This is a genomic window from Rathayibacter sp. AY1F6 (assembly GCF_002932035.1).
GTDB lineage: Bacteria > Actinomycetota > Actinomycetes > Actinomycetales > Microbacteriaceae > Rathayibacter.
The window spans coordinates 241,523-252,484 of sequence record NZ_PSVD01000004.1 but is presented as its reverse complement, the minus strand read 5'-3'; the positions used below and the strand labels follow the sequence as shown (position 1 = coordinate 252,484).

Here is a 10,962-nt window from a genome sequence, read left to right as displayed (position 1 = left end):
CCCACCCCCTCCCCCGCGACCCCGAGCCTCTCGGAGCAGATCGCCCGCGCCGACCGGCTCGCCGTCCGCGACTGGCCCGCCGGCTTCCTCTGGGGATCCGCGACCGCTGCCGCCCAGATCGAGGGCGCCGGCCACGAGGGCGGCAAGGAGGACAGCATCTGGGACGCGTTCTCCCGCGTCCCCGGAGCGGTCGCGAAGGGCGACACCCCCGAGGTCGCGGTGGACCACTACCACCGGATGCCGGCGGACGTGCGGCTGATGAAGGAGCTGGGGCTCGGCTCCTACCGCTTCTCGGTCAGCTGGGCGCGCGTGAAGCCGGGCGACCGCGCCGTGAACCCCGAGGGCCTCGACTTCTACTCCCGCCTGGTCGACGAGCTGCTCGGCGCCGGCGTGCTGCCGTGGCTCACCCTCTACCACTGGGACCTCCCGCAGGCCGTCGAGGAGACCGGCGGCTGGGCGAACCGCGACACCGCCGAGCGCTTCCGGGACTACGCCGAGGCCGTCTACGAGAGCCTCGGCGACCGGGTGCAGCACTGGACGACGTTCAACGAGCCGTTCTGCTCGACCCTGCTCTCCTACGGGGCGGGCGTGCACGCCCCCGGCGTGATCTCGCAGCAGAAGGCCCTCGCCGCCGTGCACCACACGCACCTCGCCCACGGGCTGGCCGTCTCGACGCTCCGGCAGCTCGGAGCGCAGAACCTCGGCATCACGCTCAACCTCTCGAACGCCGTCCCCGACGACCCCGAGGACGAGGCCGACCTCGACGCCGCACGCCGCTTCGACGCCCTCCAGAACCGGATCTTCCTCGACCCGCTGCTGCGCGGCGAGTACCCCGAGGACCTGCTCGAGGACGTCGCCGGGCTCGGGCTCGACGAGCTGATCGTCGACGGCGACCTCGATCTCATCTCGCTCCCGCTCGACTTCCTCGGCGTGAACCACTACCACGACGACAACGTCTCGGCGCATCCGCTGCCGGCCGGAGCCGACGACTTCGCCCAGGCGACCGACCGCGAGGTCGGCTCCCCCTGGGTCGGCTCCGAGTTCATCACCTTCCCGTCGCGAGGGCTGCCGCGCACCGCGATGGACTGGGAGGTGAACCCCGACGGGCTGCGCTACCTGCTGACCCGCCTGGGCCTGGAGTACGAGAACCTCCCTCCGCTCTACGTGACCGAGAACGGCGCCGCCTACGACGACGTCGTCGAGGACGGCCGCGTGCACGACGCGGACCGCACGCAGTACGTGCTCGACCACGTCGAGAAGGTCGCCGACGCGATCGACCAGGGCGCCGACGTCCGCGGCTACTTCGTCTGGTCCCTCCTCGACAACTACGAGTGGGCCTGGGGCTACGAGAAGCGCTTCGGCATCGTGCGCGTCGACTACGACACGCAGGAGCGGATCGTGAAGGACTCGGGCCTGGTCTACTCCCGACTGCTCGGCGGCAGCGCCGCGGCGATCTTGGACTGACCCGTGAGCGAGCCGACGGGCGTCCGCGGCGGGGGCCGCTCCCCCACCCTCGAGATGGTCGCGGCGCGGGCCGGAGTCTCGCGCGCGACGGTCTCGCGGGTGGTCAACGGCGCCCCGCAGGTGGCGGCCGAGATCGTGGCCGCCGTCGAGAAGGCGATCGGCGAGCTCGACTACGTGCCCAATCACGCGGCGCGGATGCTCGCCTCGCGGCGCACGCAGTCGATCGCGCTGATCGTGCCGGAGTCGACCGCGCGCGTCTTCGCGGACCCGTTCTTCGCCTCGATCGTGCAGGGCGCCGCGATGCGCCTGGCCGACACGGACTACACGCTCTCGATGCTGATCGCGTCCGAGACGGACGGCGAGAAGACGCGGCGGTACCTGCTCGGCGGCAATGTCGACGGCGCGCTCGTGGTCTCGCACCACTCCGGCGACCACTCCTACGCGGCGCTCTCGGGCACGCTGCCGATCGTCTTCGGCGGCCGGCCGCTCTCGCCGGACGAGCGCGGCTCCTACTTCGTCGACGTGGACAACACGGAGGGGGCGGCCGTCGCCACCGCGCACCTGATCGAGCGCGGCCGGCGCCGGATCGCCACCATCGCGGGCCCCGCCGACATGCCGCCGGGCGTCGACCGCCTGATCGGCTGGCGCGGCGCGCTCACCGACGCCGGCCTCGCCGACGACCTCGTCGAGTGGGGAGACTTCTCGCCGGCGAGCGGCACCGAGGCGATGCGCCGCCTCCTCGCCCGCGACCCCGACCTGGACGGCGTCTTCGCCGCGAACGACCAGATGGCGGTCGGCGCCTACGCCGCCCTCCGCGAGGCCGGCCGCCGGATCCCCGAGGACGTGTCCGTCGTGGGCTTCGACGACGATCTCTTCGCGCGGAACGCCGTCCCCGCGCTGACCACGGTGCGCCAGCTCCCCGACGAGCTCGGCGCCCGCATGGTGGAGCTGCTGACCGCCCGCATCGAGGGGCTCCCCGTTGAGCACCGCACGCTGATGCCGACGTCGCTGGTCGTCCGCGCCAGCAGCTGACCCCGGCCCGCGACTGTCCAGGAGTCGTCGCAGTCGACGCCGAGTGCGACTACTCCTGCGTAGTCGGAGGGCTCCGCGTGCTCGATCGGATGCGGACCGGCGGGCGGATCCGGACGGTGGGGCGGACGCGGGCGGCGGGGCGGGGATGGACGAGCGGGTCGATCCGTCGACGGGGTGCGTCACGGTCGCCAGCCGTGGGCCACGAGAGCGGCACGGAGCTCGGCGATCGTGCGCGCCCTGCCCCGGGTCAGACCCTCCGCGCGGACGACCACGACGATCCAGCCCGCGAGGTGCAGGGCCAGGAGCCGTTCACGATCGCGTGAGAACTGCGCGTCGTCCGTCCGGTGCTGGCCGCCGTCGTACTCCGCCACCACCTTCCACCGTTCGAAGACCAGATCGCCGACCGCGAGCAGTCGGCCGCCGATCCTGATCTCGGCGTTCACGTCGGGCGCGGGCAGTCCCGCCTCCTCGACGAGAGCGCGGAGCCAGGTCTCCCTCCGCGAGGCGGCTCCGGTCGATGCCAGCCGCAGAGCCTCAGCCAGGCCGCGTCGGCCCCGGCCCCGATGGGAGGCCAGGCGGTCCTGCAGCTCGTGAAGCCGGACATGGGGACGCGGATCGTCCCGGCGCGGGTAGCGCGGCTCGAACAGGAGGTGGTCCGTCGCCGCGAGGAGATCGCGGGCGGACAGCAGTGGCGCGAGCGCGATCCACGTCGACACCGCTCCCGTCACCGGCAGGCCGTGCCGCTCGACCCTGTCCGTCTCCGTGAGGGTGTGGCCGATCACACCCCGGGTCCTGGGGGGCCGGTGCGGCGTCGTCGCCGACACGTGGATCGGATCGTCCTCGCCGGGTCGCGCCGGGAGCGGCACTCCCCAGGCTTCGGCCGCGGTCAGGTGGGAGAAGAGCTGCCAGGGCCGCAGCCGCGGCAGATAGGCGACGGCTCGTTCCAGGTGCGTGACGGGCGCCACCCGGGTGCTCACTCCGTGGAAGGGGCTGGCCAGGGCGGGAGTGCGCAGCCGGGTGTCCGTCATCCCGGCGCGGAGTGCCGCTCGCCGGGTGAAGGCTCCGAGGTCGGTGCTGGACATGCCGCGATTCTGGGGGTCCGTGATCCTCGTCCGTCTCCCGCGATCCGCATTCTGTGGACGAACCCCTGATCCCGCACCTGGGGAGGCGCGCCTCCCACCACGACTGTCCAGGAGTTGTCGCAGTCGGCGTCGAGTGCGACAACTCCTGGACAGTCGGAGCGATCGATGTCGAGTGCGACACCTTCTGGACAGTGGGAGCGACCGAACTCGACTGCGACGACTCCTGGACAGTGGGAGCCGGCCGGTGCGCAGGAGTCGCGGGGGTGGCGAGCGAGGACGGCGACGTCTGAGGAGTCGAGAGGGCCCGCGTCAGAGGAAGAGCGGCGCCGGGTCGAGGGCGGCGAAGCGGCGGCGCATGACGGCGACCGCGTCGGCGTGCTCGTCGACGAGGACGAAGCGGCGGCCGAGAGCGTGCGCGACGGCGCCGGTCGTGCCGGAGCCGGCGAAGAAGTCAAGGACGGCGTCGCCCTCGCGGCTGGACGCCTGCACGATGCGGCGGAGGATCCCCTCCGGCTTCTGCGTCGGGTACCCGGTCTTCTCGCGGCCGGTCGGCGAGACGATCGTGTGCCACCACACGTCGGTCGGCCGCTTGCCGCGCTCGGCCTTCTCGGGGGTCACGAGGCCCGGGGCCATGTACGGCTCGCGGTCCACGGCGGCGGAGTCGAAGTGGTAGCCGCGCGGGTCCTTCACGTAGACGAGGATCGTGTCGTGCTTGGTCGGCCAGCGGCGCGTGGCCTTCGCTCCGTAGTCGTAGGCCCAGATGATCTCGTTGAGGAAGCACTCGCGGCCGAAGAGCGCGTCGAGCAGCACCTTCGCGTAGTGCGCCTCGCGGTAGTCGAGGTGGAGGTAGAGGGTGCCGTCGTCGGCGAGGAGCCGCCACGCCTCGGCCAGACGCGGCTCGAGGAACGACCAGTAGTCGTCGAAGCGGTCGTCGTAGCGGAGCAGGTCGCCGCGGATCCGCTCGTAGCTGCGCCCCTTGAAGCCGGCGATCGTGCCGGTGGTGGAGCGCACCGAGGTGGTCGAGGTGCGCACCTGCGCCCGGCCCGTGTTGAACGGCGGGTCGAGGTAGACGACGGTGAAAGCGCCGTCGGCCAGCTGCGGCAGGACCTCGAGATTGTCGGCGTGGAACACCGCGCTCCGCGACTCCGGGACGCCGTCCGCGATCTGGATCGTCCTGGGCACCCGGCAATTGTGCCAGTGCGCGCGAGCCCGGCGACACGCTCCGCGCCTCGCGCCCGCGCTCGACGGATGCCGGGGAGGCTCCGGCGTAGAGTGGCGCGATGATCTCCGAGGTGCGCCACGACGAGGACTCGTCCCGCTACACGCTCTGGCTCGACGGCGAGACCGTCGGAGTCGCGGACTACGCCGTCCGCGGCCGCGACGTGGTCTTCCTCCACACCGAGATCGCGCCCGAGCACCGCCACGAGGGCCTCGGCGAGACCCTCGTCGAGGCGGCCCTCGACGACGCGCACGAGCGCTTCGGCGGGCGCATCGTCCCGGCCTGCCCGTTCGTCGCCGAGTTCATCGCCGAGCACCCGGACTACCAGGAGCTCCTCGCGAGCTGAGGGGCGCCCGCCGGTCCGGCCCGCCGCGTACCGCTCCGGGTCCACGCGCCGGCGACCGCCGCCCCGGACCCGCCGGTCAGGGGACGCGCCGCAGCCACTCCGGAGTCGAGTACTTCGTCCGCACCAGCTCCTCCGCCGCCGCGTACTCCTCCTCGGTCAGCGTTCCCGCCTCGCCGCCGTGCAGCTGCACGAAGGTCGCCTTCATGCGCTCGATGATCTCGGCGCGGCTGAGCCCGGTCTGGCTGCGCAGCGGGTCGACGCGCTTCACGGCGGAGGCGATGCCCTTGTCCGAGAGCTTCTCGCGGCCGATCCGCAGCACCTGCACCATCTTCTCGGCGTCGATGTCGTAGCTCATGGTCACGTGATGGAGGACGGCGCCGGAGCCCAGGCGCTTCTGCGCGGCGCCGCCGATCTTGCCCGAGGGCGAGGTGATGTCGTTGAGCGGCTGGTAGACCGCGTCGATCCCGAGCGACTGCAGCGCGCTGACGGCCCACTCGTCGAGGAAGGCGTAGGAGTCGGCGAAGGTCAGCCCCTGGACGAGGTCGCCGGGGACGTAGAGCGAGTACGTGACGACGCTGCCCGCCTCCATGAACATCGCGCCGCCGCCCGAGATGCGGCGGACCACGTCGACGCCGTACTTCGCCGCGTTGTCGAGGTCGACCTCGTTGCGGAGCGACTGGAAGCTGCCGATGACGACGGCGGGCTGGTCCCACTCCCAGATCCGCAGCGTCGGCTCGCGACGGCCCTCGCCGACCGCGGCGGTCAGCACCTCGTCGAGCGCCAGGTGGGTCGCGGGAGGGACGGCCCGGTCGTGCACGATGCGCCAGTCGTAGTCGCGCCAGCTGGTCGCCTTCTGCAGCGAGCGGCGGATCGCGACCGCGACGGCCTCGGGCGTGAAGCCGAGCAGGACCGCGTCGGCCGGGAGCGCCTGCCGGATGGCGGCGGCGATGGACTTCGCGTCCGTCTCGGCCGGGAGGCCCACGACCGCGCGATCGATGTCGTCGAGGGCCGTGTCGGGCTCGAGGAAGAAGTCGCCCGCCAGGCGGAACCCGGCGAACCTCCCGTCGACCACGTCGAGGTCGACGACCACGAGCTTTCCGCCGGGGACCTTGTACTCGCCATGCATGACGCCAGCCTAGGCGCGAGCCGGGGCGGGGAAGCGCTCGCCCAGCCACTCCACGAGATCGGCCGTGACCTCGGCCCGGTTGAGCTCCTGGAACAGCTCGTGCCGCGCCTCCGGGTACACCCGCACCGAGACGTCCGTGTACCCGGCCCGCCGCCGGTAGGCCTGGGCGAGCGCGCGCACCGACCGCTCGCCGCCGAGGGTGTCGTCGGCGCCCACGACCAGCAGCAGGGGCAGCGGATGCTCGGGCCCGCGCTTCGGGCGGCCGACCAGCCGCAGGGTCTCGACCAGCCCGATCCGCTTCGCGAGCGGCGTGGTGAAGGTGAGGGGGTCGTCGTGGAAACGCTGCCAGACCTCCGGGTCGCGGGAGAGCCACTCGAGGCCGAGACCGCCGGCGACGCGGTGCCGCTTCGCCAGGTCGCCCGCGTTCATGTGCCCCGGGAGGCGGTAGGCCGTGCCGCTCAGCACGAGCGCGGCGTAGGCGCCGGAGTGGTGGTCGACGATCCGCTGCGCCATGAGCGACCCCCAGGAGTGGCCGAGCAGCACGATCGGCACTCCCGGGCTCTCCTCCGCGAGCAGCTCCGTCAGCCGGAGGATCGCCGCCTCGGTCGCGCGCAGGCCGCCCGGCCCCAGCAGTCCGAGCCGGGAGGAGTCGCCGCCGTGCTGCTCGAGGCCGGTCCGGCCGTGCCCGCGGTGGTCGTCCGCCGCGACCGCGTACCCGGCGGCGACCAGCGCCTCCGCCAGCTCGACGTAGCGCCCCGAGTGCTCGCCGACCCCGTGGGCCAGCTGCACGATCGCGCGGGGCGAGGGGTGCGGCCACCAGCGGTAGTGGATGACGACGCCGGAGGCGTCCTGGAAGGTCCTGTCGACAGCGGCGCCGGTCATGGTGACCAGTGTGGCGCTCCGGCCGCTGGGCGCGAGGGACGCGATGAGAACTGAGAAGATACTCACGATCCATCGGCGGGCGCCCTGCTCGCTACGGTGCCTCGCTACCTTTTCCCTTGACGAGCGACCCCCGCGACCGTCCCCCGACCCCCCCCTTCACGAGCGAGGCCAGCCCCTTCATGACCGTATCGCCCCTGATCTGGACCCTGACGATCGTCTTCATCGTCCTGCTCCTGCTCTTCGACTTCTTCTTCCACGTCCGGAAGGCCCACGAGCCCACGCTGAAGGAGTCGTCGATCTGGTCGGCGCTCTACGTCGGCATCGCCGTGCTCTTCGGGCTCGGCGTCCTCGTCTTCGGCGGAGCGACGCCCGGATCGGAGTACTTCGCGGGGTACATCACCGAGAAGGCCCTCTCGGTCGACAACCTGTTCGTCTTCCTCATCATCATGGCGAGCTTCAAGGTGCCCCGCGCCGACCAGCAGAAGGTGCTCCTCTTCGGAATCGTCTTCGCACTGATCGCCCGCACCGGCTTCATCTTCCTCGGCGCCGCACTGATCAACTCGTTCGCCTGGGTCTTCTACATCTTCGGCCTGATCCTGCTGCTGACCGCGTTCAACCTGGTCAAGCCGGGAGACGACCACTCCAGCGACAACGTGATGGTGCGCCTGGCCAAGCGGATCTTCAAGACGAGCGACCAGTACGACGGCGACAAGTTCTACACGCACATCGACGGCAAGAAGGTCCTCACGCCGATGATCCTCGTCATGGCGGCGATCGGCGGAACGGACATCCTGTTCGCCCTCGACAGCGTGCCGGCGATCTTCGGCCTCACCAGCGACGTGTACCTCGTCTTCACGGCGACCGCGTTCTCGCTGCTGGGCCTGCGCCAGCTGTACTTCCTCATCGACGGCCTGCTCGACCGCCTCGTCTACCTCAGCATCGGCCTCGCCGCGATCCTCGCCTTCATCGGCGTGAAGCTGATCCTGCACGCGCTCCACGAGAACAACCTGCCGTTCATCAACAACGGCGAGCACGTGGAGGTCTTCGAGATCGGCACCGGACTGTCGCTCTCGGTCATCATCGGCGTCCTCGTGATCACTGTGATCGCCTCCCTCGTCAGCCCCAAGGGCCGCCGCATGGCCGCCGAGGCCGCCGAGCGCCGCCGCGTGGCCGAGGCCGCGGGCGCGGACGTCGACGCGACGCACTGAGTCGTCCTGTGCGCCGCGGAGCGGCGCACCGCGGTCGGCTCTCCTAGGCGGTCGGGTCCCGGAGAGCGGGTCCCGACCGCCGAGAACGTCCCGCCGGCTCGAGCGCGGACTCCGCTCGCGGAGGGTCAGCGGGCGCGGTAGCGGTGCTCCGGGCGGCCGGTGGTGCCGTAGCTGAGGGTCATCTCGACGAGGCCGCGGCCCGCGAGACCCGAGAGGTAGCGCTGGGCGGTGGCGCGCGAGATGCCGGCGCGCTCGGCCACCTCGAGAGCCGACAGCTCGGCGCCCGACTCGGCCAGGCGCGCCAGGACGAGCTGCTCGGTCGCCGAGCGCGAGGGCTGCGCGGCGGTCGCGTCGCCCGAGTGCAGGATGCGCAGCGCCCGCTCCACCGCCTCCTGATCGGCCGCGCGGTCCTCCCGCAGCACGTTCCGGAACCGCACGTACGCGTCGAGGCGCTCGCCGAGCAGGCGCGCCTCGAACGGCTTGATGAGGTACCCGAGCGCCCCCGCGTGCAGGGCGCGCCGCACCGTCGCCCCGTCGGAGGCGGCGCTGACGACGAACGCGTCGGTGTCGAGCTCGCGGAGCAGCGCGATCCCGCTCTGATCCGGCAGGTGCACGTCGAGCAGCAGCAGATCGGGCGCGTGCTCGGCGACGGCCGCCCGCGCCGCGCGCGCCGTGTGCACTGGAGGAAGGGCCGTCAGCCCCTGCCGCGCCTCGACCAGGTCCGCGTGCAGCTGGGCGACCCGGAAGTCGTCGTCCACCACCAGCACCGTGCGCTCCCGCGCCGTGTCCGCGCTCATGACCCGTCCCCGTCCTGCTCCGGCGGCAGCACCGCTCCGGGGAGGCGCGCGCACAGCACGGCCCCCGACTCCGCTCCGCCGGCGTCCGCCAGCCAGACCTCGCCGCCGCGCCGGGCGGCCACCTCACGGCACAGCGGCAGGCCGAAGCCCCGACCGTGCACGCGTCCGTCGTCCTCGACGGGGTCGCCCGCGCCGGCCCGGTCGAACAGCGAGTCCGGATCGAGCACTCCGTCGCCGGAGTCGGCGACCGTCACGAAGAGAGCGTCGCCGTCGTCGAGCAGCTCGACCTCGACGAAGCGCACGTCCCGCCGCCCCTCGACCGCCGCGCGCACCGCGTTGTCGACCAGGTTCCCGACCACCGTGGCGACGTCCTCCGGCTCGACGACGGTGCCGCGCACCAGCGTCTCCTCACCGAGCGTCAGCAGCACGCCGCGCTCGGCCGCCTCGATCCCCTTCGCGCCGACGAGCGCCTGGAGGTACGGCTCCTGCAGCCGGTCGGCGTGCTGCACCGGGTACTTGAGCGGGCCGCGGGTCAGCACCTCGTCGAGGTAGTCGCGCGCCGACGCGGTCCGCCCCGCATCCAGCAGGCCCGCGACCACGTGCAGGCGGTTGGCGAACTCGTGCCGCTGCACACGGAGCGCGTTGGTCATCGCGCCGACCGCGTCGAGGCGCCGGCTCAGCGCGGCGAGGTCGGTGCGGTCGCGCAGCACCACCACCACGCCCAGGTCGCGGTCGCCGCGGGTCACCCGGCGGATGTCGACGTAGACGATGCGGGAACGGACGACGAAGCCCTCCTCGCCTCCGGGGCGGGGCGGTTCGACGGAGTCCAGCGCGGCGCCGATCGCGTCGGCCAGCGGTACGGGGAGGTCGAGCTCCGCGAGCGGCCGCCCGTGCAGCGCCCGCCCGGTCGGGTCGTCGGAGCCGAGGATCGCGGCGGCCCGCGCATTGCAGACGCCGACGCGCCCGTCGCGGTCGAGCGCGAGCACGCCCTCGTCGACCCCGTCGAGCACGGCGGCCTGGTCCTGCACGAGCGAGGTGAGCTCCTCCGGGGCGAGGCCGAGCGTCAGGCGCAGCAGGCGGCGGCGGATGAAGACGGAGGCGACGGCGGCGAGCACCAGGCCGGCGAGCGCCGCGGCGAGGACGCCGAGCAGCGCGGTCGGCAGGTCGGTGAAGACGCTGGAGCGCGCGAAGCCGATGCTGACCTCGCCGACGACCCGCTGCTCCCCCGCGGCGAAGACCGGGACCTTGGCCCGTGCCGACTCGCCCAGCGTGCCGGTGCCCCACGAGACGCTCTCGCGCCCGGCGAGCGCCTCGTCGGGGCTGGTCGAGACCCGCTCGCCGAGGCGGTCCTCGTCGGGGTGGGCGAGGCGGATGCCCTGATCGTCGGTGATCACGACGAAGAGCGCGCCGGTGCGCTGCTCGACGGCGGCGGCGACGTCCTCGAGCGGTCCGCCGCGCAGCTCCGAGGCGGCGGGCGCGCCGGGCACGGCGGAGGACGCGGCGACCGCGTCCTGCACGTCGGGGTCCTCGGCGACGGTGCGGGCGATGGCGAGCGCCGTCCCCTCCGCCTCGCCGCGCAGCTGCTGGACGCTGAGCGCGGTGACGAGGCCGGCGCAGACCAGCACGGCGGCCGACACCGTGGCGAGCTGCAGGACCAGGACGTGGGTCGCGAAGCGCATCGGGGCCTCCTCGCCGTCGTCGTGCGCAGAATGCGCAGAAGCCACACTATGCGCAGATGTCGCCGTAATGAGCGATACCCCGGCGCCGGACGCGGAGCTGCCTAGGGTTTCCACCATCTCCCGGCCG

10 protein-coding genes are annotated in these 10,962 nt (G+C 72.7%); 4 read left to right on the top strand and 6 right to left on the bottom strand.

Annotated features, from left to right (window positions below; translation table 11 throughout):
* Positions 1-39 precede the first annotated feature (39 nt).
* Together C5C44_RS06210 and C5C44_RS06205 are read left to right on the top strand one after the other, a co-directional pair.
* A complete protein-coding gene (locus C5C44_RS06210) occupies positions 40-1,464 on the top strand; it encodes a GH1 family beta-glucosidase (protein WP_104335536.1) in 1,425 nt (474 codons plus the stop codon).
* 54 nt (positions 1,465-1,518) lie between these two features.
* A complete protein-coding gene (locus C5C44_RS06205) occupies positions 1,519-2,496 on the top strand; it encodes a LacI family DNA-binding transcriptional regulator (RefSeq protein WP_104225165.1) in 978 nt (325 codons plus the stop codon).
* Positions 2,497-2,675: 179 nt separating this feature from the next.
* Here C5C44_RS06205 and C5C44_RS06200 read toward each other — a convergent pair whose 3' ends face one another.
* Complete coding sequence (locus tag C5C44_RS06200) at positions 2,676-3,578, bottom strand: hypothetical protein (RefSeq protein WP_104324876.1); 903 nt, start codon at positions 3,576-3,578, stop codon at positions 2,676-2,678.
* Between the two features lie 309 nt (positions 3,579-3,887).
* Positions 3,888-4,760 (bottom strand): site-specific DNA-methyltransferase, encoded by an 873-nt coding sequence (locus C5C44_RS06195; RefSeq protein WP_104225160.1) that lies wholly within the window; start codon positions 4,758-4,760, stop codon positions 3,888-3,890.
* Positions 4,761-4,858: 98 nt separating this feature from the next.
* On the opposite strand from C5C44_RS06195, the gene C5C44_RS06190 reads away from it, so the two are divergent.
* Positions 4,859-5,143, top strand: coding sequence for a GNAT family N-acetyltransferase (locus tag C5C44_RS06190; protein WP_104233160.1), 285 nt, complete (start codon positions 4,859-4,861; stop codon positions 5,141-5,143).
* Between the two features lie 76 nt (positions 5,144-5,219).
* Here C5C44_RS06190 and C5C44_RS06185 read toward each other — a convergent pair whose 3' ends face one another.
* Entirely contained in the window at positions 5,220-6,269 is a 1,050-nt protein-coding gene (locus tag C5C44_RS06185; protein WP_104225162.1) for a biotin/lipoate A/B protein ligase family protein, read from the bottom strand.
* A gap of 9 nt (positions 6,270-6,278) precedes the next feature.
* Entirely contained in the window at positions 6,279-7,151 is an 873-nt protein-coding gene (locus C5C44_RS06180) for an alpha/beta fold hydrolase (protein ID WP_104233159.1), read from the bottom strand.
* A gap of 179 nt (positions 7,152-7,330) precedes the next feature.
* Here C5C44_RS06180 and C5C44_RS06175 point away from each other — a divergent pair, with 179 nt between their 5' ends.
* Positions 7,331-8,359 (top strand): TerC family protein, encoded by a 1,029-nt coding sequence (locus C5C44_RS06175; RefSeq protein WP_104223866.1) that lies wholly within the window; start codon positions 7,331-7,333, stop codon positions 8,357-8,359.
* A 125-nt stretch (positions 8,360-8,484) separates the two neighbouring features.
* On the opposite strand, the gene C5C44_RS06170 is transcribed toward C5C44_RS06175, so the two are convergent.
* Both C5C44_RS06170 and C5C44_RS06165 read right to left on the bottom strand, forming a co-directional pair.
* Positions 8,485-9,156, bottom strand: a complete 672-nt coding sequence (locus tag C5C44_RS06170; RefSeq protein ID WP_104223865.1) for a response regulator — start codon at positions 9,154-9,156, stop codon at positions 8,485-8,487.
* Entirely contained in the window at positions 9,153-10,835 is a 1,683-nt protein-coding gene (locus C5C44_RS06165; protein ID WP_104297829.1) for a sensor histidine kinase, read from the bottom strand. The genes C5C44_RS06170 and C5C44_RS06165 overlap by 4 nt, the downstream gene beginning before the upstream one ends.
* Positions 10,836-10,962: the final 127 nt, after the last annotated feature.